The 23,324-nt window shown below is 55.3% G+C and carries 20 protein-coding genes and 1 pseudogene; 14 read left to right on the top strand and 7 right to left on the bottom strand.

What is annotated here, in order from left to right:
* Nucleotides 1-4: 4 nt before the first annotated feature.
* From fabF to ACQRBT_RS23075, 3 genes are all read left to right on the top strand, one after another.
* Nucleotides 5-1,303, top strand: coding sequence for a beta-ketoacyl-ACP synthase II (gene fabF, locus ACQRBT_RS23085; RefSeq protein WP_060752875.1), 1,299 nt, complete (start codon nucleotides 5-7; stop codon nucleotides 1,301-1,303).
* Between the two features lie 847 nt (nucleotides 1,304-2,150).
* On the top strand, nucleotides 2,151-2,468 hold the full coding sequence (locus tag ACQRBT_RS23080; protein WP_060752876.1) for a helix-turn-helix domain-containing protein: 318 nt from the start codon (nucleotides 2,151-2,153) through the stop codon (nucleotides 2,466-2,468).
* Nucleotides 2,461-3,747, top strand: coding sequence for a type II toxin-antitoxin system HipA family toxin (locus ACQRBT_RS23075; RefSeq protein WP_060752877.1), 1,287 nt, complete (start codon nucleotides 2,461-2,463; stop codon nucleotides 3,745-3,747). The genes ACQRBT_RS23080 and ACQRBT_RS23075 overlap by 8 nt, the downstream gene beginning before the upstream one ends.
* 806 nt (nucleotides 3,748-4,553) lie before the next feature.
* Here ACQRBT_RS23075 and ACQRBT_RS23070 read toward each other — a convergent pair.
* The 4 genes from ACQRBT_RS23070 to ACQRBT_RS23055 all read right to left on the bottom strand — a co-directional run bounded on the left by ACQRBT_RS23070 (nucleotide 4,554) and on the right by ACQRBT_RS23055 (nucleotide 6,180).
* Nucleotides 4,554-4,910: a type II toxin-antitoxin system RelE/ParE family toxin gene (locus ACQRBT_RS23070; RefSeq protein WP_412046009.1), complete on the bottom strand. Its 357-nt coding sequence runs from the start codon at nucleotides 4,908-4,910 to the stop codon at nucleotides 4,554-4,556.
* A 2-nt stretch (nucleotides 4,911-4,912) separates the two neighbouring features.
* Complete coding sequence (locus ACQRBT_RS23065) at nucleotides 4,913-5,203, bottom strand: type II toxin-antitoxin system ParD family antitoxin (protein WP_412046010.1); 291 nt, start codon at nucleotides 5,201-5,203, stop codon at nucleotides 4,913-4,915.
* Between the two features lie 47 nt (nucleotides 5,204-5,250).
* A complete protein-coding gene (locus ACQRBT_RS23060) occupies nucleotides 5,251-5,466 on the bottom strand; it encodes a hypothetical protein (RefSeq protein WP_282405670.1) in 216 nt (71 codons plus the stop codon).
* A 519-nt stretch (nucleotides 5,467-5,985) separates the two neighbouring features.
* Entirely contained in the window at nucleotides 5,986-6,180 is a 195-nt protein-coding gene (locus ACQRBT_RS23055; protein WP_412046148.1) for a hypothetical protein, read from the bottom strand.
* A 149-nt stretch (nucleotides 6,181-6,329) separates the two neighbouring features.
* Here ACQRBT_RS23055 and ACQRBT_RS23050 point away from each other — a divergent pair, with 149 nt between their 5' ends.
* Complete coding sequence (locus tag ACQRBT_RS23050; RefSeq protein ID WP_412046011.1) at nucleotides 6,330-7,772, top strand: hypothetical protein; 1,443 nt, start codon at nucleotides 6,330-6,332, stop codon at nucleotides 7,770-7,772.
* Between the two features lie 22 nt (nucleotides 7,773-7,794).
* On the opposite strand, the gene ACQRBT_RS23045 is transcribed toward ACQRBT_RS23050, so the two are convergent.
* The 3 genes from ACQRBT_RS23045 to ACQRBT_RS23035 all read right to left on the bottom strand — a co-directional run bounded on the left by ACQRBT_RS23045 (nucleotide 7,795) and on the right by ACQRBT_RS23035 (nucleotide 10,494).
* Nucleotides 7,795-7,992 (bottom strand): hypothetical protein, encoded by a 198-nt coding sequence (locus tag ACQRBT_RS23045; protein ID WP_412046012.1) that lies wholly within the window; start codon nucleotides 7,990-7,992, stop codon nucleotides 7,795-7,797.
* A gap of 106 nt (nucleotides 7,993-8,098) precedes the next feature.
* Entirely contained in the window at nucleotides 8,099-9,625 is a 1,527-nt protein-coding gene (locus ACQRBT_RS23040) for a purine phosphorylase (RefSeq protein WP_412046013.1), read from the bottom strand.
* Between the two features lie 50 nt (nucleotides 9,626-9,675).
* The gene (locus tag ACQRBT_RS23035) at nucleotides 9,676-10,494 is read right to left on the bottom strand and encodes a helix-turn-helix transcriptional regulator (RefSeq protein ID WP_282405673.1); all 819 of its coding nucleotides are present in this window, start codon (nucleotides 10,492-10,494) and stop codon (nucleotides 9,676-9,678) included.
* Between the two features lie 344 nt (nucleotides 10,495-10,838).
* Between ACQRBT_RS23035 and ACQRBT_RS23030 the strand changes: the two genes are divergently transcribed.
* From ACQRBT_RS23030 to ACQRBT_RS22985, 10 genes and pseudogenes are all read left to right on the top strand, one after another.
* The gene (locus tag ACQRBT_RS23030) at nucleotides 10,839-11,783 is read left to right on the top strand and encodes a CBASS oligonucleotide cyclase (protein WP_170038276.1); all 945 of its coding nucleotides are present in this window, start codon (nucleotides 10,839-10,841) and stop codon (nucleotides 11,781-11,783) included.
* Complete coding sequence (locus ACQRBT_RS23025) at nucleotides 11,780-12,271, top strand: hypothetical protein (protein ID WP_038632722.1); 492 nt, start codon at nucleotides 11,780-11,782, stop codon at nucleotides 12,269-12,271. The genes ACQRBT_RS23030 and ACQRBT_RS23025 overlap by 4 nt, the downstream gene beginning before the upstream one ends.
* Entirely contained in the window at nucleotides 12,268-13,164 is an 897-nt protein-coding gene (locus tag ACQRBT_RS23020; protein WP_412046014.1) for an AAA family ATPase, read from the top strand. The genes ACQRBT_RS23025 and ACQRBT_RS23020 overlap by 4 nt, the downstream gene beginning before the upstream one ends.
* A 64-nt stretch (nucleotides 13,165-13,228) precedes the next feature.
* Nucleotides 13,229-13,777, top strand: coding sequence for a 3'-5' exonuclease (locus tag ACQRBT_RS23015; RefSeq protein ID WP_038632720.1), 549 nt, complete (start codon nucleotides 13,229-13,231; stop codon nucleotides 13,775-13,777).
* A gap of 107 nt (nucleotides 13,778-13,884) precedes the next feature.
* Entirely contained in the window at nucleotides 13,885-14,913 is a 1,029-nt protein-coding gene (locus tag ACQRBT_RS23010; RefSeq protein WP_412046015.1) for a hypothetical protein, read from the top strand.
* Between the two features lie 77 nt (nucleotides 14,914-14,990).
* A complete protein-coding gene (locus ACQRBT_RS23005) occupies nucleotides 14,991-15,275 on the top strand; it encodes a hypothetical protein (RefSeq protein ID WP_412046016.1) in 285 nt (94 codons plus the stop codon).
* 304 nt (nucleotides 15,276-15,579) lie between these two features.
* A complete protein-coding gene (locus tag ACQRBT_RS23000) occupies nucleotides 15,580-17,721 on the top strand; it encodes an Hsp70 family protein (RefSeq protein WP_412046017.1) in 2,142 nt (713 codons plus the stop codon).
* A 45-nt stretch (nucleotides 17,722-17,766) separates the two neighbouring features.
* Nucleotides 17,767-19,218 (top strand): hypothetical protein, encoded by a 1,452-nt coding sequence (locus ACQRBT_RS22995; protein ID WP_412046018.1) that lies wholly within the window; start codon nucleotides 17,767-17,769, stop codon nucleotides 19,216-19,218.
* Entirely contained in the window at nucleotides 19,215-21,173 is a 1,959-nt protein-coding gene (locus tag ACQRBT_RS22990) for a hypothetical protein (RefSeq protein WP_412046019.1), read from the top strand. The genes ACQRBT_RS22995 and ACQRBT_RS22990 overlap by 4 nt, the downstream gene beginning before the upstream one ends.
* A pseudogene (locus tag ACQRBT_RS22985) lies at nucleotides 21,170-21,919 on the top strand (DEAD/DEAH box helicase family protein); the annotation flags it as partial. The gene ACQRBT_RS22990 and the pseudogene ACQRBT_RS22985, both read left to right, overlap by 4 nt.
* Nucleotides 21,920-23,324 lie beyond the last annotated feature (1,405 nt).

Raw genomic sequence — 23,324 nt, 5'->3', positions numbered from 1 at the left:
TTCAATGAATAATCTCAATGGCCAAAAGCGAATCGTAGTCACGGGTGTCGGCATTGTCGGACCGCTGGGGTGCGGCGTTGAGGAGGTCTGGAAGCGTTTGTTGGCTGGGCGTTCCGGCATCCGCCAGTTACCGGGCGAGGTTACCGAGGGGACGGGCGTTGCAGTTGGCGGTCAGGTGCCGTCACTGGCGGAAGACGCCATCGCGGGGTATGACCCCGAGCGCATCATTTCCGCCAAGGACCGCAAGAAGATGGATCGCTTCATTGAGTTTGCCCTTGTAGCGGCGCATGAGGCGCTTGGGCAGGCAGGCTGGCACCCGACTGAAAGCGCAGATCAGCAGAGGACCGCGACGATTATTGCATCTGGCGTGGGCGGGTTTGGTGCGATTGCCGATGCTGTACGGACCACCGATACACGTGGCCCGCGCAGATTGTCGCCATTCACTGCACCGTCTTTTCTCGCCAACATGGCGGCGGGGCACGTTTCCATCCGGCACGGTTTCAAAGGGCCGCTCGGCGCACCGGTAACGGCCTGTGCCGCCGGCGTACAGGCTATCGGCGATGCCGCCAGAATCATCAGAAGTGGCGAGGCGGATATCGCCCTTTGCGGCGGTACCGAAGCGGCGATCGACCGTGTGACCCTGGGGTGTTTTGCGGCGGCCCGTGCGCTATCCACCGGTTTTGCCGAGCACCCGCAGCAGGCTTCACGGCCTTTTGATCGGGATCGCGATGGCTTCGTGATGTCCGAAGGTGCGGGGTTGTTAGTGATCGAGTCACTGGAGCATGCCCTCGCGCGTGGCGCCAAGCCATTGGCTGAGCTGGTGGGTTATGGCACCAGTGCAGACGCCTATCACCTGACCGCAGGTCCCGAGGACGGTAGCGGCGCACGCCGCGCCATGGAGCAGGCTCTGCGTCAGGCTGCTGTCAGTCCCGAAGATGTTCAACATATCAATGCACATGCGACCTCCACCCAGGTCGGTGACAAGGGCGAGTTGGCCGCCATTCGCTCGGTGTTCGGGAGTGGCTCTGGTGTGGCAATCAGCGCGACCAAGTCTGCCACCGGGCATCTTCTGGGGGCGGCCGGAGGCATCGAGGCGATCTTTACCGTATTGGCACTTCGCGATCAGATCGCGCCTGCCACGCTCAACCTGAATCATGCCGATGAGGCGGCTGCTGGGCTTGACCTGGTAAGCCTCAAGTCCCGGGGGATGGCGATCACTCACGCACTTTCAAATGGCTTCGGTTTTGGCGGCGTTAACGCGAGCGTGCTGTTCCGCCGCTGGGCGCCTGAGTCTGAAGTGTGATGGCAGGTTGTGCCCCGGAGGCAGGAGATGAGTCGCTTTAAAGGCAGCAAGGCAGATGCGACGCGCGCTCTGATTTTGGACGATATGGGAGGCGCAAGCCGCGCAGGCTGGATTGACCGCTGAAAACCCCTATCGATATTTGATCACCCAGTACCTCGCTTCTGCTGAAGAGGGCCGGTGTGCAATCGTTGCGTTCAGTCATGACACTGTGGGCGAGTCCCCCGAGAAATTGTCCTGCAAGCGATGCCTGTTGTCAGCTACCACGACGCGCTTTCCAGAAGTCGATCCCGCATCCCTGGGCATGTTGGATCAGCGTTAGCGCCAAACAGCTTGCACCGACTGCGGCGAGCAGAATCGGAGACCAAGCCCATTTGTGCCATCGTGGCATGTCTGAAATTCCATCTGATTGCATTTCCCTGGTTCCCAGAAACCCCTAATTTAGACGCCTTCACACGTGGTTGATGGATGAGAGATTTCCTTCAAGCAGCGCTCGACCACTTTTGCCCCGATTGATCAACCCCGATGCGCACGTCAGAACTGAATGATCCAACAGGCTCAACTCCGGTGAATGAATTGCTGGCAGCCGGTGCTGTAGCCCCCATTTTTGCCCCCAACGCTCACCGGGCTCAGGCGGAAGGCAAGCCTTCATCCAAAATACGGTTCTGAGCAGGCCCCAATAGTTCTCCCTGCCCTTTGCCTTTGTGGTAGATAAGTCCAGTAAGTTGTGGCTAAAGCTAGAAATCAAGCGATAAGGCACAGATTTAGGGAATTAAGTCGCTTGATAGGGCTATGCGTTAATTCTATAATTTTGGGAACTAACTGGCACAGAATGGGCTAGGTACACACTATGTTGGATTTAAGCTTCAGCAAGCCGAGCGAAGTCGTTAAACGCATCTGCGATCGCTTGCGCACAGAGCGCTTGGCGCTGGACATGACACAAGCCGACTTGGCCGGGCGTGCTGGCATCGGCACAAACACAGTGTCCAATCTTGAAGCCGGGCGCAATGTCGGATTCGAGAGCGTCGTTCGGGTGGCGATGGCTCTTGGCCGAACCAAGGAACTTGAAGGCTTGTTCCTGCCAAAGCTGGACACCATCGAGGATATTCGGCGTTACGAAAACAGCGCCAATCGTCTCCGTACAAAAAGGAAGTCCGGCAATGCTTGAGCAAGTGAACGTCTTCTACGAGGGCTGGGGTGAGCGATTGCAATGGGGCACGCTGGTCTCCACGACTGCCCTGACCGGTCGCCCGCTGATCGTGTTCGAGTACAGCAATGAAGCCAGGCAAAGGGGCTTGGAGCTGTCCTCCTACACGCTGCCGCTGGAGGGGACTCAGTTGCGCCGAGATTTCCCAGACCACCAACTGTACTTGCCAGGGCCTGTTTACGACTCCTTGCCGGATGGGTGGGGCATGTTGCTGATGGACCGTATGTTCAGGCGCCGCGGGCTCACCACGGCGCGCATCGGCTCACTGGAACGGCTGGCCTACATCGGTAGCAATGCAATGGGGGCCATGACGTTTGAGCCAGTGGCACCCGAAGGGCAGGAGTCTGAAGTCCACATCCCGCTGGAGCAGCTTGCCGCCGAAGTGCAGGAAGTGCTCCATGGAGACGGTGGCGAGTTCCTGCATGCGTTGCTGCTGGTGGGCGGCTCGCCTCAAGGTGCAAGGCCTAAGGCCCTCGTCTATCGCGATCCCGAAACTGGCCGGTTTACCACTGCTGTCACGGCGGGCTTTGAAGCATGGTTGATTAAGTTCCCGGCCAAAGAAGAACATGCCGAGGTGTGCGCTATCGAAATGGTCTACGCCGAATGCCTGCGCATGTGCGGTATCGAGACCCCTGACACGCAGTACTTCAGTCTGCCTAATGGCTTAGCGGCGTTTGCTAGTAAGCGATTTGACCGTCGGGATGGACTGCGCGTACCCATGCAAAGCCTAGCGGCCTTTACGGGGGCAAATTACCGGTCTCCGGGGGTGTTGGACTACGTCAACTTCTTGCGGGCAACACAGATGTGTACCAACGACGTGCGAGAGATGGCGGTGGCCTTCGAACGTGCCGTCTTCAATGTTGCGTTCAACAACAGAGACGATCATCCCAAGAACTTTGCCTACATCATGTCGCAAGACGGTCAGTGGAGACTGTCGCCAGCTTACGACGTGACCTTCTGCGAGGGGCCAAGTGGATATCACCAGATGGATGTGATGGGGGAAGCCCTGACGATTTCCCGCACGCAAATGCTGCGGCTTGCCGAGGAAGCCGAGGTTCCCCCGGACGTTGCAGGCAGAATGATTGACGGCATTTGTGATGTGGCGAGCCGGTTTGCAAGCATCGCCGAGGACCTATGCCCACAGGTTATTACTCAAGACACCTTGCGCACGATCCAATGCCGCATCGATCAGAACATAGCTCGGTTACACCACGGTCATGCGGGCAGCAGTCGCCGCTGAAGATCGGGAGGAGCGGGCGACTCTCATAATCAATGCTGCCGTGTGCCTCAAGCACGTAGGGCCCTGTGCCGCCGAAGACGTGGGGGTTGCCGGATGACCAAGGCTTGGTATTGATTTGAGCCTTAAACTCACCTGATTGAGTTGGGGTATCGCCTTGGTACACACAGTGAGCGTCGCCGCTACCGTTGACGCTTCATTCCTTGGCAAACACCAGCTCTGCAAACGGTAAATACGCCTACTGAACGCCAGAATTAAGGTTGATGGTGTCCGCCTGTTTTAGACCTGGGGCATCCTTTTCAAAGCATCCATAGCATGCCCTCAGATATGCCCCCAGATGCCTCGTACTCTGGAAATGGGTAGATCTCCATGGCCTAAGCCGGAAATGATCAGGCTGAACAGCCTGCCAGGCAACGCCTAAAGACTCTCAGGATCCCCAAAAAACATCTTGACTGGGCTCTAGGGCGGTGTTTTCAAGTAGATAAATCTTTTGTTTGCCCCCATTTTTGCCCCCATTCGTGCCGAGTGTGCGAGTTATCGCGAATGGCGGTCTCCGACGGGCTCCAGTATCGCAGTGGCTGGTATTCAGTGCGCCTCCGTATAACCCGTATCTCGCAAATCCTTGGTTGTTCGGAAGAGGGTATGGGTAATGAGTCGATATCTAAGCGGATAGTCCGGTAAGACCCAGAACCCACCACTTCAATTGACGGCCGAGTCGGCCGGCAGCGAGGACGCTCGGATTGCAATGTGGAGGCGGCGTCTTACCTTCGCTATTCCTGGCCTGTTAAGCCGTTGGGTCAGGTCGCTGATCAGTCGTTCGGCAAGTGCAACTGCACTTCCATGGCGTCGTGAAGGATTCTGACGACCTCGATCACGTCGTCGTTTGCCACATGATAGAACACGATATGGCGTGGGCTTTTGACCGCTCCATGGGTTTGTTTTGCCTGTTGGCGTGAATAGATGAGGTGATAGCTGCGAAGACCCGGTGCAAGCTCATCGCGGTCGTGGCTGCCAATGCGATAAGGCGTGTCGGCAAGCACTTGCAGCGCCGCGAGGATCAGCGCCTGGTAGCGCTGGCGCGCTTGATCGCCGAACTGCGTCTGGGAGAGCCTGAGGATGTCAACAATGTCGGCGCGCGCCGCATTGGTAATCCGATACTGCGGCATGCTCAGTGTTTATCCCGCGCGGGGAGGGTCGCCTCCAGGCTCAAGCCCTCGAGGTAGTGCTCCAGATCTCCTTCGTTCACCTGAGTAAAGCGCCCGTGCTCAAGGTCCATGATGCCGATCGAGGTCGCCTGACGCAGGGCCTCAATTTTAGCGGTATCTTCGGCGACGCGTTGCTCCAATAGCCGTAAGCCTTCTCGCATTACCTCACTGGCATTCTGATAACGGCCGGACTGAACCAGGTCCTGGATAACCTGTTCCTGGTGAGGGGTGAGCACAACGTTTCTCGTTGCCATAATGAGCTCCAGCTTTCGGTAAGAAGTTTTTTCCGCTAATTGGCATATTATGCCATTTTGCTTGCGAACACATGGTTCGAGGTTTGGATCTGACGAAATTTTTCGTACGGGATCGTTCTTTGCTCCATGCGCACAACGTCAAAAAAAGTCTGGCGCAGGGGGGCGTAGTAGACATCTTGATTAGTGTGGAATTGGGCCTTCAGTTTGACCAAGCCTTGTTTGATGGGAAGGGCAGGCTCCCCGATCATTTGCAGTGCAGCCATGGGAGGGCGGACGTCCCAAGGCACGCGCGATGTAAGTGCACGAACTGGCTTGGTGTGGGTGACAGCGACCAGAAGCAGACCTTAGAAAAAGTAAAGAAAATCAGAGGCGATTCATGCGTTGTCGCGGCGACAAGCTCTGTTTGTGTAATTGCACTCACTTGACTAGCTGTTTCCATTCGACTTGACCAGCCATTTCCATTCGCACTAACCACCCACCATAGAAACGTAGCTATGCACGCCAAGGTGGATTTATCTACATGGGAAGGATTGGACGGTAGGTGTGTATCGTTGTTGATGTGGCATCTTGTGGTCGATTTACTGATCCAAGCGAGATCAGATCTGAACAATCTCTGCTCCCGTCAAGTCCAGATCATCATGCCTCGATACGGTAAGACGTTGGATTTGAAAAAGTCAGCTGGTGGGACGCGCTCTACTTTCCCGGCAACAATGCACGTCCACCCCACGTCCTCAGAACTGTTTCCTGCTCGATCTCCTTTCTGCGCTCTGGGAGATTTCAGTTCACAGGGGCTCCTTGAAGAAGTTTGCGTGAAGGCCGAGCGCCCCTTGGCCGTCCTCGCAGAACCCACCAAGGTTCAAGGCAAATGGCAGCATGGGCAGCTTCCATCTGCGCATCTTGCGGGCTCGGTCTGAAACACCTTTGCCGCCACCCAGTGCAATCATCGCCGTGGCAACTTCTACTTGTTCATCACAGATGTTTCCGCCGGTGGGGGCACGCGGCCGGCAGGTCTATTAACTCAACGGTGAGTGATGATGGGAACGCGGACTCAAGAGTGCAATGCTTTGCCGTGATTTATAGTAGCTTGTCTGCGCCTCCATCCTTTTCCACTGCCTGCTGAGCCTTTATGGAAGAACTGACCAGTTTCAGAGCGACTTTGAGCCATCGCCATTATGGCGAGGGCGCCTTTGAACATAGAAAAAAACAGCATTCGCTAAAAGATCTCAAAATCATGACCTATGGCTCTGCCAAGAGAACTAAGTCGCTGTTCCGATATGTCAACCAGGAATATCTCCAACATGCTGATGGCTACCCAGCTACCGTGCTGATTGGACTAGCAGGTGTAGCAGATCTAACCGAGCAAGAGCAGTCGGACTTGGCCATAAATATTGTTTCAATCGCCGATCAACAGCGACAGACTGACCTGTACTTGCACGCAGCCTGCCACATCAAGCTTTTGAGCCATGACGGCAGGGCTTACCTTGGGTCCCAGAATCTTTCTTACGGCGCCGAGCCATACTTCAATGGAGCGAACTCGAATAAAGAACATTTTCACCGTTTTCATGAGGTCGTCCTCAGAGTGGAAGATCCGGATTTGAGCTGGGTCGATAACTTGTTCAGTCTAGTGCTAGCAGACCACCCGCTGTGGGTGAAGGTCACCTCTGAGCACATGGACTCAAAACGGGCGAGAGCCCTGGTAGCAGCCTTCGTAAAGAATGCTCAGCTCAAGAGAGTCATCGATCACTTGTCAGCGGCGATAGACCTAGACACCTTTATTCAAAGCAGCCCTCAACTGATGTCAGTTGAGTTCAGTTCCATGAATAACACCGAGCTGTGCAAGGCCGTGAGCGCGATCGCAGTAGCGGAGGACGCTGCTCCGCTTTTCGATTTGTTCAAATCGAACTTGCTGCCTGACCCCGACTTCTCTTGGTTTAAGCGTGAAGCGGTGTTGGAGGAGCTCAAGGGCATTATAAGTGCGGTGGGTGAGGGCTTTCGCGCTAAGAGTGCTCTTGAGGAATTGATGGAGGATGACGCCCCATTGCTCCTTGACGACGGTAACGATCGGCGTCTCGTTGAACGTATTCGTGCCCTGGCAACTCTGCACGATTTGGAGTCGTTAGAGGACTATGTCGTGAGGCATCGAGGCAGCATCATTCATTCGATTATCGAGTCCCCCGATTACTCGCAGGATTACATGTTCGGCGCAATAGACAACGACGGCAACGTCGACGAGTCGATGCTCAACCAGCGATTCTCCAGCAGTGTCGTCGAATGGGATGAAGACTCTGAAGGCGAACTGCATCGGCATGAACGAGAGATCATGACGATTGACCAAAAACTGGGTCAGGTAGATACCGCTAAGCTTCGGGCCGATTTGCGCGCGTTATTCGACAGTGAGGTAAATACGCTATGGGGTAGCGAGGTCCTTCACCGTGCGGAGGCTCTGTCCATGGCCATAAAGAAGCTCTACGCACACGAGCTCAAAGACAAGACTTTTATGCGTTTTGTTTATCAATTGCGGGCTGGAAAAACCGGGGTATGGTCTGCAAAGTGGTTTAAAGGAGGTTGAGGGAGGGTTGAGGAAAATCCGATCATCCAAGGTTCCTTGCGGTATAAAGGTCATCTCCAAGAGGCATATCCGTCATCGAACGTTGAACCTTTCGAGCAATGGCGATGAATTTTTCCTGCCATTCAATACCTTCAGGTATGCCCCGAAATGATATTTGGCATGATGCAGGGATGGAGCAGGGCGGAAGTGGCTGGTCTTCGGATCGGTCGTCATCGGTCAAGTTCATGTCTCCTTGCATAGTCCGGCCCTTACGCCGGAGCAGGTTGCTCTATTATGGTGAAAGCGCCCTTGGCCGAAGGGCGCTCAACTTAACAAGAGACGATGGCTCAGAGAGCCGGTCTGCGGCTCCATCCATAGGTGGCGTAATCCAGGGTCACGATGGCAGCAGCCTCGGAAGCCACCTTGTGGAAAGTGTTGTCTTTGGTCTTGTCACCGTAATCGCTGACGCCGCGAACTACTATCACAGGCACGTTCTGCTTGTCGCAGGCGTCGAACACCCCGTAGGCCTCCATTTCAGCTACCACAGCTTTGTCGTGAATGCCTTGGAAACTCTCGAAAAGCTTCGGGTCTCGAATTAGCAGTTCGCCGGAAGCAATGGTTGCAGGGGATACTTTTAGCTGAGCAGAAACCTCACCCGCTATGGACGCTACCGGCATCGCGAAGCCAAGCTTGTTCGCATGGTCTTGCAGGCGATCGGGCAAGGACGCGGTTGCGAAGTAAGCATTGAGATCTTGCTGGGTAGAGAGCCCAGGTCGAGGCATTTCCGGTCGCGCTGCAAGCTCGCCACCGGCAAGCGCTGCTGCCCCTTCGTAGTACACGACGCGTTCGGACAAGATGACTTCACCGAGGCTCAGTTTTTTACGCCGGCCCGCTGCGATCCCCATCATCAGAACTTTTTTGGGTTTCAGCTCCGACAGCAGGAGCGTTGTGATGGCGGTTGCATTGACGTTGCCAGCATTGCCGAGAGAAGCGATGACGCAAGAAAGTGGACCGTCAGGTCGTTGAATTGTCACGGGCCAATAGTGGACGCCATGTGCAGTGAAGCGCGTTGGAACATCTTCGCCAACACCGAACATTTTCTTTGCAGCTGCCAGCTCAATAGCAATGGCCGTGATGACCAGAAGGTCTGGAGAGCGTGCCGCTTCCCTGGCCACGATCTCATCTTGGAACATTCCTACGGAAAGATCTGCCAGCTTGTCCAGGCTGTGGAGCGGCTCCTGTAGAGACATGCTGTCCAGTCGGCCTTTCACCTGTTCGCCCGTGAATGGAAACAACGTCAGGGGCTCCTTGAAGAAGTTTGCGTGAAGGCCGAGCGCACCTTTGCCGTCCTCGCTGAACCCACCAAGGTTCAAGTCAAATGGCAGCACGGGCAGCTTCCATCTGCGCATCTTGCGGGCTCGGTCTGAAACACCTTTACCGCCACCCAGCGCAATCATAGCCGTGGCAACTTCCACTTGTTCATCACCGATGTTTCCGCCGGTGACCACGTCGTCTTCGAGGTAGATGATCTCCGCGAAATTTTCAGCCGAGAGCCGACGGATGAGCATTCGCTGCTCTGGAGTCATTTTTTCCTGCATGGCCAACTTAGAGGTCACGATCTTCAACTGGCGGGCAGGGGGGGAGCCAGCCAACAGCTTTTCTGCCTCGTAGGCCACCGTCCAATCGAAGGTCAGCGCATCACCACCTTCATTGGTGGGGCAGCCTGCCAAGTAGACGACCAAGCCCCCCTGTGCAGCCAGGACGCTCTTAGTAACCGCACGAGTGAAGTCATGCGCGAAGTCGATCGTGGCCTTCTCTGTCTTCTTGGAGATGCTGCCTGCGATCAGAATGAATTCATTTTCAAGATTTGCCATCGTGACAATTCCAGTAGCTGATGTGGTGAGTGTTGGCTGGCTTCTAATCGTTATGGGTGTAGCAGGGCATAAATCTCATCCCTATTTTTGAGTGCCAGTTGAATGACTTCGGGACGTTGTACAGCTTGATCCTCCGTGAGGTTGAGCTGGAAAAGCAGGTAGAGCAGCAATGCTTGGCGGCACTCCAGATGCATTTCTCCTTTTTCCATTGAATAGTCACTCTCGATCAGGCGACGCTTAGCAGGACTGAGTTTGGGATGAGCAGTGAGAACGACGTCGACCATCTTGTTCCAGGCTGTATCCATCGATGCTCGCTCATGATCTGGGCCTACGTACTGAGCACGCTTAATACGTGTCAGCGAGAAATCTCGGAAGTCATTGCGTTTATGGCAGTACGCTCGTGCATGCCAGCGATTTCCGTCATGCACTAACGCATGAGGGGTCAGCTTACGTTCACTGCCCTCGGGATCAGTCATGGACTGGTACGTGACCTCAACTGAACCATTTTCACGAATGGCTCGCAGAATCTCACCGACAACATCTGCGTTAAGACGTCGTCCCAGTTTGGGAACGCCAGCGACGGGGGATTGCCATCCCAAAAAGCTCCCATAAGGCACATCTGGTTGAACAGCCACGCGCAACAAATCTTCGAGGTAACGTTCAACTGCACTGGACTGGAAAGCCGGTTGGAATGCTTCCGTCGCTCGGTAAACACGCGCTCGCGTGTCGTACTCCATGTTGTTGGAGGCCAGCTTTGTGTACTCGGTTATATCCAGCGAAGCTTGTGGCACCGATATGCCGAAGAAGTCAGTGAGATTGCTTCGGTTGATTTGTCCATCCCACCGCAACCGATAGTCGATGAATTCCAAGCGACGCTCCTGGCCCCAACGCGCTCCTTGCCGACCCTTAGTGGGTTGCTCGTCCGTGGGATTGGAATCGTTTGTCATGTCGAACCTCGATAGCGTATAAAAACTAGACTGCATCTAAAAACTATGCGTATAGTAATCATACGCTAGCAACCTGTTAGGTGCAATTTCTCCCTGCCATCCACCGTTTCGGTGTTTGTAGAGACGTGGCGACTGACAGCGAGCCGTTTGAATGGTGCGTGCATGAAGCAGGCGTCGTTCCGCCAATCCATCCGTCGGCATGTGGTGTAGCTGTTGGTAGGAAGGCTGTTGCAACTATCTCAACCATTTCTAGGAGGGAGCGGCCGATGCCACTTACCAATACGCAGGTCAGGTACTACGACAGTAACGTGTTGCGCTTGCCGAAGGATAAGCGCGAAACCTATAACGCCCAGGTCGATCGGCTCATCGCCGCGTTGCGCGACAGCCTTAAGAAGCAGGACAAGATATCCATCAAGCGCGTGGTGAAGGCCGGCTCGTTCGCTAAGCACACCATCCTTCGGAAGACTTCCGAGGATGCCGTCGATGTGGATGTGGTGTTTTACATCAGCGGCGAAAAGGTAGATGAGGAAACGTTTTCAAGCCTGAGCCAAAAAATCTATGAGGCGCTGATCAAGCTGTATCCGAACAAAGCCGTTGAGGACTTTGAGATCCAGCGCAAGGCCGCGACCGTTACGTTCGTTGGTACCGGGCTAGACGTGGACATCGTTCCGGTCATTGAAAACCCGAACAAGGAAGGTTACGGCTGGCAGTTCGACCGTATCGATGGCTCGAAGACCGAAACCTGCGCGCCGTGCCAAGTGAAATTCGTTAAGGATCGCAAGGATCAAGATCCTGACTTCCGCACCCTTGTGCGCTTGGCGAAGCGGTGGCGTACGAAGGCCGAGTGCCCGCTTAAGTCCTTTCACATTGAGCTCATCATGGCTCACGTGCTGGAGGTGAACGGAAAAGAGGGTTCTCTGGAAAAGCGCTTTCGAGATTTTCTCCTCTACATCGTCGAGTCCGGCCTGCAGGAAGTCATCAAGTTTCCCGAAAACCGAGCTGCCTCCGATTTCACTGACCCTGTCGTGATTCTTGATCCCGTGTGCGACACGAATAACGTGGCCAGCCGGATTACTGAGGACGAACGCAAGGAAATTGTTCGGATCGCAGAGGCGTCTTGGGAAACGGCAAATTTTGCGTCTGTCGAAGGTGATTTCGAAATCTGGAAAGAATTGTTCGGTCGAGCGTTCAAGGTGGAGGATGCGGCATGACCCAGACCAGCACGCAAACGACGACCTACACCACCACAGATATCGAGGCGGTGGTGCGTCGCATAACCTCCGACCTGGTGATGATCGCTTCCAGCAGTGGGGCGGTGACCGAAGGACGCGCTCGAGAATGGGCGAATGACATTGAGCTATTGGCCAAGAACGGCTATCTGAATTACGTCGATCTAACCCTCCTTAGTAATGGCGTCGAGCAAAAGGCAACTCGGTTTTACGTCAACGAGTCCGGGGCGCTAGCTAATGATCGTCCTGGCGATGCCCGCTGGCCGAAGGTAACTGAGCCTCGCCTGCGAATCGTATTGTCTTACCACGACACTTACGATCAGCAAGCACGAGACAAGCTGGCTGGGAAAATGAAGATTTCCTGGACGACAAACTATGAAGATATCAGCCATCCTCGACTGTCACAGAGTGGTGGGCGCGAATACTCCAGCAACGGCTACGGCATGCAACGTAAGGACTATATCCAATGACCAAGACCAGTGTGTTTGATGCGGCAATCGACTTGCCAGAACGTCAGTTGACTGAGCGCGAAAAGGTCTTGCTCGGGTTCGAAGGCCGTTATGAGCGTATCCATAATCAGCTTCGCCTGCTGCTCAACCAAGGCCAGTTGCAGGAGTGGAGTAACACTCACCACAAAAGTGTATTGCCCATCTGCAATCTCATTTCAGACCAATATCCACTTGTGATTTTTCACGGTGACGTGGGTACAGGCAAGACAGCAACAGCAGAATGCATTGCGAATCGTATCGTCCGTGAGTCGCGCACTGAAGATTCCGTGTTGTTCAAACTGAGCAACCGTGTGCGCGGTTCGGGCAAGGTCGGTGAGATGGGAACCTTGTTGACCCAAGCCTGGGCGGAAGTGGTAGAGGCAGCCGGCAAAAACCGCCGCGCAATTTTGATCATTGATGAGGGTGATTCGATCGCGGCGTCCAGGTCTCAAAATCAAAGTCACCACGAAGACAAGGTTGCAGTGAACACGCTGATTCAAGGTGTTGATGACTTACGAAAATATGGTGGTCGTGTCGTGGTGATCCTCTGCACCAATCGGCTTTCGGTGTTAGACGCCGCTCTTCGCCGACGTGCTGCCATCGTGGAGGAATTCACTCGACCAGACGTCGGTGAGCGAAAAGCGCTTTTCAGCATGGATCTGGCGGGGATGGGGCTTTCGGAAAAACAACTTGGCGAGTTGGCAGCTGCAACCGGAGAACGGGGGAATCAACCTGCCTGGACGTACTCCGATATTCGTACTCGGTTGTATCCATCAGCCATGGCCAAGGCTTTCCCAGACCGCGCCCTGAGCTTCAAGGATCTGACTGAGTCCCTTTTGTCGATGCGCCCGTCTCCCGTTATGGAAGACAACTGACGCATGCGGTGCATGGTAGCGGTGCTACCCACGCGTAGAACATTCCAATGCAAGCGGAGCATATATGAAGGCAGGTAAAGAGATATTCGTGTCGGTTGACGTTGAGGCTTCAGGCCCAATTCCTGGCAAATACAGCATGCTTTCTATAGGGGCATGCGTCGTCTCAGACGTCGACGCTCAGTTTTCCTGCTATATCAAGCCCATTTCCGATGACTTCGTCCCGGAGGCAATGGCGGTTACAGGTCTCTCGCTAGAGAAGCTTCGTGCAGAAGGTCTGGAGCCGAAAGAGGCAATGTCTCGCTTCAAGACCTGGATCGACACATTGGCTTCCGATAGCGAAACCGTAGTGTTCGTGGGATTCAATGCATCCTTTGACTGGGGTTTCGTGAATTATTACTTTCACCAATTTCTCGGTGAAAATCCATTCGGTATAGCCGCGCTGGACATCAAGTCGATGTATTTTGGTGCTTCAGACTGCGCATGGAAAATGACGCGATCTAGCGAAATCGCAAAGGTGGTTAATCCTGCGAGTGCCGGCGACCACGATGCCTTGCATGACGCTATTTACCAGGCAGAATTGTTTTCTCTGATCCGTAAAAAAATTATGGAATAAAACTCCTTCGCAATCTCGTTGATCTGGGTTTTATTAATCGTAACTAGCTTAACTCTGCTCTGGCGGGGAGGGCAGAGTGTGCCTCCTCCAACGAGTAAGGAAGGGAAATGGGATCTCGTGGCTACTTGAGTTTTATTAAAGATAATCCAGTTTACAAAAACTCTGAAAAGGACTGGCATGTTGAACTGACGGACTACACCGTTTTTTGGTTTGATCTATTAGTAAATCCACCCGAAGGTGTCGACTACCAGAAACGCATTTCAGACCAGCTACGCGCCTACCGAAAAGAAGTCGAGGAATGTAATGACAAGCGCTTTGTCTACTTTATCACGTCTAGAGGTAAAGTGCGGTTTAGTACTAAGACGGCCCCTGAGTATAGCTGGACTAAGAAAGAAGTAATTATTCACCTAGAGGTAGGTTCGAAAAAAAAGCCCAAGAAAGTCCGTCTTCCGGCTTTGCCCGAGTTTATAGGTGTTCAGCTTCCAGTCATTTTTGATGAAGGTCGTTTTATCGGGCTTTGGGGCCCTGGTCAGCCCTATGCAACAGGGTTCACTGTGCATGAGTTTTTGATGATGCATAGCATAAATCTTGGAATTGACACAGAGGTTCTATACGTGGGCTCCACCGATGATCCTGCTCGCCGCCCGTTAAAACGAGATCACCGCGGCTACAGTGACTCACTGTATGGTATCTCTACAGCAGAAAAAGACGTATTTGTTTATTATAATTTGTTCAAGGCTCTCTCAATTACAAAAGAAAGCCCGTATGCACTTCATTTTATTTTAGGTAACTCGATGATTGATGAGGTGCAGAAAAAAGAAGAAGGCCTGCTGCTTGAGCATGGCCTCATCCATTACTTTGGTGCGAAGAGCCAGGAGAAGAGTAGAGAACAGGAGTATGGGAGGCTGCGAGAGGGTATGAGCAGGCTGAAAGAGAATTACAAGATCGCCTCTGTTAATTTTCACATAGAAGCAGAAACTTCGACGGAATATTGGACGCTCTACTCCAGTCAAGTGCAGAGTGAACACCGTCACCGTTTCTCTCTTACGTTGGATGGTGATCAGGTAAAAACTGGCGAAGCTCAAAGCCCGTTCATGCAGTCTAGCGATACTGAGCCCTCCGTGATGAAAACGTAGTTGTGGTGGTGTGTTACCAATAATGGCTTTTGATTTTTGACCTTGTTCTTATGATGGTGAAAAAGGGGAGTACGATAATGTCTGTATTTATGGTGACGTGGAATCTTAACAAAGAAGGGCCAAATTATAGTGAGGCTCGACGTTTGTTTGTTCAGCACCTGGATCGCTATGAGAGTGTTCGAGACATAGGTCTTGATTCTGTCAGGTGGGTAAGATCGGCAGGCACTGCAAAGCAAGTCTCCGATGATTTATCGACTAAAATTGATAGTAACGACCGTCTGGTTGTGACCAAAATGAACCGAGATGAATACTACGGTTGGCTGGATAAAGGAACATGGGACTGGATTCAGGCGCGCCTATAATGGCCTGCCAAAGAGACACGTAGGTAGATCAGCTAGTAGCTGGCTAACGCTACTTGGAATTAAGTGCCAAGGATGTGCAAGGTGCCCTGAAAAAGCTTGGCTGGCCAACCTAAAAGTCACGGTTCAAGCAGTCGATGCTGCCATGCAGGGCTTGGACAGCAGGGGCAAATTTAAGGGGGCAAGATTTGACTCTCCTGGCGCCCAAGGCGTTTTGACATCACTCTCTCTTTGTGAGAAAAGTCCTGGCTACAGCATGGCCACACCCAGGGCAGCGCGAGCGAGCGTCGGATTACAGGAGTAGAGCGTGAAAATCGGTGTTGATTTCGGTACGAGCTTTTCCAGCGCTGCGGTTTGTATAAATGGCAAGGTTCAGTACATCACGTTTGGCCAGGATCAGCAGTTTCGCACCGCGGTGTTTTTCCCGGATCGGCACGTAGATGAATCGCTGTTCAGCCTCACTGTCGAGTACGAACGCGAGATCGACAACGCGATCAGGGCCCGTAAAAGCCGCTATTCACAACAGTTGTCCGAATATGAGATACGTCTTGCAGCGGTGGTCAGCGAGGAGCGCAAAAGGGCGCGCGAGGGCGACCCGTATTCTCCCCTGGAGAAAGAAGCGCGGCGTTCGACACTGATCAAGCCTCGACGTTTCTCCGACGAAGAGATGCGCCAGGCAGAGCTCAACGCTATCCGCCGGCGCTGGCGCGATCAGCAACGCGAAAGCATCGCCCAGGAAGGTCTGCACGTCAGGCAGGCGACAGGTGTGTTCGGTGAAGATGCCATAGATGCGCTGTACAACAGCGAACTTGGCAGGATATTCCAGTCGCCCAAATCCATGCTGGGCTTCAAGCTGGAGCAGCCTTATTTGGACGTTGTGACCAGTGTGGTGGCGCAAATCCTGGCGCATATCCGCCGCGCCGCCGAACAGCAGCTGGGTACTGAAGTTCGATCGGTGGTACTCGGGCGACCTGTCGAGTTTCGAGGCACGGGGGCTAGCGTCGATCACCAGGCCCCGCAGCGTCTGCTGGAGCAAGCGGCGAGGGACGCAGGCTTTACCCAAGTTGAGTTTCTCGAGGAACCCTGCGCTGCTGCCTTGGCTTATCACGTCGGCGAGCCTGTCGCACACGAGGCGCTCATCATCGATATGGGCGGCGGAACTACCGATGTCGCTTACGCAACAGTCGGTGGCAACGCTGCCATGCCAGTTATCCATCGCGTCTGGGGCAAAGGGCTCGGCGGGACGGACGTGGATGTCGAGCTGTCCATGCGCGTGGCTATGCCTTTGTTTGGCCACGGGAATGAGCATGGGCTGCCGTTGTATGCCTACCGCAGTGCCGCAAAGGTTGCCGATTTGAGCCGCCAGCAGGCGTTTCTCAAGTATTGCATCAAGCGTGTGGTCGAGCCCTTCAAGGCACGCCTGGAAATTCTGGGTGAAAAGGGCGCGACCGTCAGGCTTAACCGGGATGTCGAACAGCTCAAGATCGAATTGAGTGACGACCGTACTGCTGGCCTCTCGCTCGACTTCATTGAACAGGGTTTGGCGGTGCATGTTGAAGACGTTGCGCTGACCACAAGCGCGCAGGGTTTCCTGGACAAACTTGGGCAACTGCTCGAACAGGTGCGTAACGACCTCCCAGAGGCCAACCCTGTCATCTTCATGACCGGTGGTATGTCCAGGGCGCCTTATGTGCAGGACTGCGTGCGCAAGTACTTCGGCCTGTCGCGGATAGTCTTGGGCGATGCGTCGTTTGGTGTCGTGACCGGGCTTGCGCAGTTTGCCCAGCCTTTCGAAGCGGCAGACCCGGTGCAAGAAGAAAAACGCATGACCCAGTTGCGCGAGCGGTATGCGCGGGCTGTGGCGCACGCTGACGAGTCGGCAGCCCTCTACCAGAACAAAGTGGATGACTTCGAGCGTCAACTGCAGGTGCAGAAGAACATTTTTGCCGGCACCAAAATTGCCAAATACCTGGACCTTCTCGAAGAGCAGGTGAGCAGTACCTATGAAGCCAACCAGCTGGCAGGCTGGCTGCCGCACGGCGACAAGTTCACTGAGCTCGAGTATTTCGAAGCGCTCGTTCGCCAGGACCGTGGCGCCCGGCGCTACATGTCGTTGGCCAATGTGCCTGGGTTCTTGCGCCATGAGTTCGAGGATTGCGACGAGGACTCTTTCCGATCTTATGCCGATGAACTCCGGCTGGAATGTCAGAATGTCTACGGCTGGGTGACCGAGTCGCGGGAAATCATGGAAGACCAACCGGGCTTCGACGATTTCTTCGATGAGCTCGGGGCCTGGCCCGACGAAGTAGTAGCGAAGAAACGTCATGCCGACCTGGCGCTTACACTGTTCGATAATCTGTATGAAGGTTGGCAGCGCTGCCAGAAGGCAGGCCTTGATTTGCTGCAAATGGCCAACTACCGCACCGATGACTTCGACCCCACCTTGTAGTAAGAGCTGCGGGATTCTTGATAGTCCCCGCTCGTAACCTATGTAGTGCCACTGGCGCAGCAAAGCCTGTGCTGCCTGGTCGTGCTGTCGATATCCTTCGTTTTGAGTAATCCCATGCGGTTGAGCCAATACCTGACTGAATATGATGAAGACCTCAGTGGCGACAGCCAGATCGATCCGTTGGGCGTGCTGATCATCTGGTCTGCCTTTGGCCAGCAGATTTTTCGCAACCGGGTCAACTCGGTTTCGAACGATGTACGGAACTACACGCTCAATCTGTTGCATCATGCCGTTATCAAGGACTTGTTGGACGATGTTGATACCAACCTGAGTAAAGCGTTGGACGAGCAGTCTGGTGGGCGCCATGGCCTGGCGCTGCGCCAGGCTTGCCTGGTCTATCTGGAAAACATTTTCACGTATGCCGTGGTGACTGCGGCGCCCGACTCGGGCGTTGACAGTCAAGGCGTGCTGGGTGCCAGCAAAGCCCGTGCGCGCCTTGAGGTCGACAGCAACCCGTTTCTGCGCTTCACCCATAAAACAGCCGGGCACCTGTTGGTACGTCAGTTAGGCTTGGGTGTGAGTGGGCGCTACAAGACGCCGTTCATGCAAATAGGCTTCTTCAACGACCGCTATAACTACCATTACAGTCAAGAAGCAGCGCAGTTGTGGTTGAAAGTTAAGGCGATGATTCAAACTCACGCGCCGTTCAGCGTGTTGTTCCAAGAAGCACGCATGCATTTGCAGGGGCTTTTCCGGGGCTTCAAGGCAGGTGGCGGCAGTGCGCTCAAGCAAGTACCTGACAGCCTCATTGAGGCCTACCGAAGGGCATTGCCAAACTCGGCGCAAGTAGGGGCTGACACGCGCGATTTCTGGTTGGCCTTGACCGGCCTCGACACTGGCGCTGCGGGCGCTCTGCTGCAGGTACTGGATGATCAGGCACAAAACTATCCAGGCAGCGACATGCCGATCCAGCAGTTGTTCTCCGTGGCCGAAAAAAAATGCAGCGAAGCGCCCGAGCGGCGAAAGCTTGTGCACGTGCAGCAGGTTGAACCACTGCTTGCGCAGGCCGATCTGCTGTTTACGCTGGCCTGCCATGGCCGGCACCAGAGCCTCGACGAAATCGAGGCGCACTGGCGGGGGCTGGGGCGCGACGCCGGTACCTTGCCGGCTGCCGCCGCGCGTATCGACGCGCATCCAGAACTGCTCGACATTCCTTCGCACACCGGCCGCCGGCGGCTGGAGCGGCTCATGCGCTTGGCGCGACAAGAGCGCTTCAGCGACCAGCTCCGCGACCTGATTGGCTACCACGCGGCGGTGATGCGCGAGCGTGGCCAGTTGCCCTGGGTGCAAATCGAGCAGGCCGAAAAGGTCAAGCTCAATGCACGCACCAAGGCGTTGCCAGAGGCGCAAAATACGCCCATGTATCGCTGGGTGAACACCTACTACATCCACCAATTCAACAATCTGGTGACCGGTTATCGGGGAGGCCAGGCATGAAACTGCATTCAGCATTCGCCGAGCAAGTGAAGGCCTGCGGCCAGTTGCGCAGGGTATGGCTCACCAGTTTCAACATCGATATCGAATTTATCGAAACCTATGTGTTGCCAACAGTGCTGGGCGCCGAGATTCCCCGCACGCGCATGGAGTACGAGGCGCTTCAGTTGGCCCTGACTGAGCAGGAAATCGATCTGAGGGTCTTTTGTGATCGACGTTTCATCGGTGCCGACCAGAACAAGCGCACGGCGCTCCAGGTGCACGGTGTCTGTACTGCGCAAAAAACGGAGTGGAGCTACCCAGGCGTTGACGCAGACAGCCTGTTGCATGCAAAGGTGATCTACCTGGAAGGTGACCAGGGGCGTGTGCTCGGCGCGGGCAGTGCCAACCTCACGCTCAGCGGGTGGGCGCGCAATCAGGAGGTATTCCACTTCCAGCCGATCGACGCGTTTTCGCTTTATCAATCCGTCAAAGTGTTCTTCCAGGCTCTGTTTAACAATGTGGGTACACCGTGCCCCTTGGAGAACAGGCGCAGTAGCTCGTTCGCCAGCGCTGAGTCATCCGTGCAGTTCTGTCACAGTTTTCAGAGGCAACCGTTTCTGGCGCAATTGCTGGGCGAGCGTGCTTGCCATCACCTGGCCGTCTGGTCCGCTTATCTACCCAAGGATCTGGCACAGTTTGTCAGCCACCTTAAGCGCAGCTACGAGCAGCCGCGCATGAAGGTCAGTCTGGTGCCTGATCGGTTCGATGGGCAGTTCCTGCGCACCGGTTGGACCGAGGCGCTTGGAGATCTTCTCGCCAACGATGAGTTGCGCTTGCGGCACAACCCGAGCACGGTCGATGACCGCTCGCCGATGACCCATGCTAAGCTTTGGAAAACCTCCACCCACCTGGCCATCGGCTCATGGAATTTCACCCGAGCGGGCAGTAACTCGCTGCTCGACTCACAGGGCAAGCGGTTACCCGGCAACAACATCGAGGCGGGGTTCATCCTGGCGAACAACAGTGCTGTGGAAAGCGTCCTCGGCCCCACGATGGACACCAGCCCAGCGTCGTTCTTGAGCGCTGAAGCATTGCAGGCGCAAGCGTTGCAAATCCCGCAGAACCTTCCCTTCGACATCGTGGTGGCGTTTGACTGGGCAGAGCAGGTGTACCAACTGCGCGGCCAATGGCATACAGCAGGAGAACCGGACCAAGGGTATCGGATAAAACTGCCGGACATCGACGTTGCAATCGCGCTTGGCTGGAAACCCCGCAGCCGCGAACTGCGAGAGTGCAGGGTGCCGGTGGCGAACGCGCACGCGCTGTTGTTCGATCACAGCTTCCAGGTGCTCAAGGACGGCCGGGTGTGCTTCGTGGGCATGTTGCTGGAGACTACCCCCGAGTTCCGTCGCGCGCAGCGATACGACGACCTACTTGGGTTGGTCGACGCCATGGCGCAGGTCGACATTGTGCCCAACCAGGATGATGTCGGTTTCCGGGTGCGCGAATCAGAGACGGGTGAGCTACAGGTCGATGGTGGGAGCGCCGACGAAGACACTGGATCAAGCGAGCAAGACGGTTCAGCCCCTGCACACATCAGCTACTTCCGGCTATTCACAGCGAGCTACCAGTTTGCGGCCCGGTTGCATGGGCTTGAACAGTTGTCGGCGCTCGAACAGTGGGTATTCGTGCGACCGGGATGCCTGCAGGAATGGGTAGACAAGACCCGCCAGCGCCTCAGCGGGTCTACGCCCAATGTCTTCGACTGGTTCCTGGCCCAGGAGGTTAACGGGCTCTGCAAGCTGGCGTTGGCGCTTCGTCATCGCCTGCCCAAGGGTGACCGCAAAATTGCCTTGTCGCGTTGGCACACACTGAAGGTCGATATGCCGCCGTTACCATCCGAGGCCAACGATGATTATCGGCAAACGCTCGAGCAGGAATTTGGCAGATTGGAAAGCAAGTGGGGTGGGGCATGAGTCGATTTGAAGAGAGCGTGCTGACCCCTGAATCCGTGTCGCAGTGGATAAACTTCAAAGGGCGCAAGGATCCTGACTGGCGCTATCTGGCAGATGATCGCCAGTCCATGGCAGCCAAGCAGACCGAAGGGGTCGCCTACCTGTGGAACCTTTTGGCAGCGGACAAGGTGGCGCTGCTGGCGGATGAAGTCGGCATGGGCAAGACTTTCCAGGCGCTGGGTGTGGCGGCATGGCTGTGGAAAAACAAGCCTGATGCCAAGGTGCTGGTGATGGCGCCCAACCGACATTTGTGTGGGCATTGGCGCAGGGAGTTCGAAGGCTTCGTTCGCGAGCACATTCGCCAAACCGATGGCAGGGTCAAGACCACCGATGGCATGCCGGTACCTACGGTCTGTGAGCGCTACAAGCTGGAAGACCTGGTGCAGTCGGTGCAAAACGATGAAGGGCAGTTTTACCTCACCACTGTCTACGCGCTCAGTGGCTTGCTCGAACCCGAGCGGCGCGCTGAAGGTGCTCAGGGGGCAGGCAGGATCGCTGCCGATTTTCATCAGCAGTTGAAGCAGCACCTGGGCCCCTCGGGGTTTGACCTAATCATCGTCGATGAGGCGCATTACCTGCGCAACGTGTCGGGTGGATCGCAGCGCGTGAGTGCCGCAAGGGCACTGTTTGGCAACGCTGGCAGCCGCCTGGGCGCCTGGAACCTTCTGCTCACCGCGACGCCCAGCCATACCCGGCTGGACGATGTGCAGAACATCCTGGGTTATTTTACCCGGATCGATCGTGACGCTGGCCTTGAAGCCATGAACGGTGCCGAACACACTCGCCATTTGCTGCAACGGCACGCCTTGCGGCGTTTGCGACTGATGGAGGGGCAGGGCGGTTTGTATGGCAAGCGGCATTACCGCCACGAAAAAGCTGTTCCTGCAAGCTTCGATGGGCGCCCGGATGCCGAGATGTTCTTTGCCCTGTATCAGAAGCGGTTGGTGGCCGACCTGGGCCGGCAGAAGGAGAACAAGAGCCTTACCTATGGCTACCTGGAAGGATTCGAGTCTTTTGGCTGGAAACCGCAGATCGGCGTTGGCGGCGATGCAGATTATCAGGACGCGGTCGAAGATCGGGTGGTCGAGGATTTCACCAAGGCCACCGATACCGAACTGTTGCGTGACCTCACCCGCAGCTATCACGATCAGTTTCACACCTTTCCCGATCATCCCAAGTACGGCTTGCTGATAGACCAGTGCGTGCCCAAGGCAGTGGGTGACCTCTGCACCGCGCTCGAAGACTTGAAACACCTGATTTTCGTTCGGCGTATTCCCTCTGTCCGCGAGTTGACCCAGCGCATCAACGAGCGCTATGACGAGCTGTTGGCCGGCATAATTGTCAATGCATGGGGCAAGCAAGCGGACGATCCTGCAGTCAAGCACTGGCGCGATCAGGGTTGGTCGCGCGATGGCTATACCCAGTTTCTTAAAGGCGTGAAGCATTCGTTTGCCGAAGTGGACGCGCACGAGGAGGCACAGCAAGACGAGGGAGAGGGAGAGGGCACGCAACTGGCGTCTCGGATTGCCGAGCTGTTCGTGGTCAAGAAAGGCGCTGGTGGGCAAACCGATTGTGCCAATGTGCGCCTGCGCTTCAGCAAACCGGAAAGCGTCTTTGCGCTGTTCCTGGAACCGGCATCGGACTACTTGATTGGCGGTTACACCGCGTTCTACGCCAAGACGGAGACCGGCCGGGTTGATTATGCCAATGCTGCCAAGTATGTGCGTTTGCACGGTTGGGACGGGCCGCAGATCCACGATACCGCTGCCCGCAAGCGCGGTGCGCCGCACGACCACCTGGAGCATCCGCTGCACAGCGTTTGGTCGCTGTTGGTACCGCGCTTGCCGCAGACCCTGTATCGCAAGCTCGAAGGCTGGGCGCGCGACAACACTGCGATCGCGGAAAACTTCGCGAACTACATCAAGGCCGGGTTTCTTTATGCGAGTCCTGTCGTCGTCGAGCTTTATGCCTGGTTTGTCGAATACTGGCAGCAGACCCATGAGCGTGAAGCGCAGCCTGCGTACCGTGGTTTTCAAGAGTGGGTAAGCGCACGTGTCGATGACTCGTTGATGCTGCGCTATTTCATCGCAGCGTTGGAGACGTTCGACACGC

Source organism: Pseudomonas sp. R19M, from assembly GCF_050312585.1.
In the GTDB taxonomy this organism is placed as follows: Bacteria; Pseudomonadota; Gammaproteobacteria; order Pseudomonadales; family Pseudomonadaceae; genus Aquipseudomonas; species Aquipseudomonas palleroniana.
This window is presented reverse-complemented; position numbering and strand designations above follow the sequence as displayed.

Coding starts and splice junctions, on each gene's coding strand:
- ACQRBT_RS23060 (WP_282405670.1), bottom strand. CDS start 5,466: ATGGCTGCACTGCAAATGATCGGGGAGCCTGCCCTTCCCATCAAACAA.
- ACQRBT_RS23005 (WP_412046016.1), top strand. CDS start 14,991: ATGTCTGTATTTATGGTGACGTGGAATCTTAACAAAGAAGGGCCAAAT.
- ACQRBT_RS23075 (WP_060752877.1), top strand. CDS start 2,461: ATGCTTGAGCAAGTGAACGTCTTCTACGAGGGCTGGGGTGAGCGATTG.
- ACQRBT_RS23070 (WP_412046009.1), bottom strand. CDS start 4,910: ATGCCGCAGTATCGGATTACCAATGCGGCGCGCGCCGACATTGTTGAC.
- ACQRBT_RS22990 (WP_412046019.1), top strand. CDS start 19,215: ATGAAACTGCATTCAGCATTCGCCGAGCAAGTGAAGGCCTGCGGCCAG.
- ACQRBT_RS23015 (WP_038632720.1), top strand. CDS start 13,229: ATGAAGGCAGGTAAAGAGATATTCGTGTCGGTTGACGTTGAGGCTTCA.
- ACQRBT_RS23010 (WP_412046015.1), top strand. CDS start 13,885: ATGGGATCTCGTGGCTACTTGAGTTTTATTAAAGATAATCCAGTTTAC.
- fabF (WP_060752875.1), top strand. CDS start 5: ATGAATAATCTCAATGGCCAAAAGCGAATCGTAGTCACGGGTGTCGGC.
- ACQRBT_RS23020 (WP_412046014.1), top strand. CDS start 12,268: ATGACCAAGACCAGTGTGTTTGATGCGGCAATCGACTTGCCAGAACGT.
- ACQRBT_RS23050 (WP_412046011.1), top strand. CDS start 6,330: ATGGAAGAACTGACCAGTTTCAGAGCGACTTTGAGCCATCGCCATTAT.
- ACQRBT_RS23025 (WP_038632722.1), top strand. CDS start 11,780: ATGACCCAGACCAGCACGCAAACGACGACCTACACCACCACAGATATC.
- ACQRBT_RS23080 (WP_060752876.1), top strand. CDS start 2,151: ATGTTGGATTTAAGCTTCAGCAAGCCGAGCGAAGTCGTTAAACGCATC.
- ACQRBT_RS23030 (WP_170038276.1), top strand. CDS start 10,839: ATGCCACTTACCAATACGCAGGTCAGGTACTACGACAGTAACGTGTTG.
- ACQRBT_RS23040 (WP_412046013.1), bottom strand. CDS start 9,625: ATGGCAAATCTTGAAAATGAATTCATTCTGATCGCAGGCAGCATCTCC.
- ACQRBT_RS23065 (WP_412046010.1), bottom strand. CDS start 5,203: ATGGCAACGAGAAACGTTGTGCTCACCCCTCACCAGGAACAGGTTATC.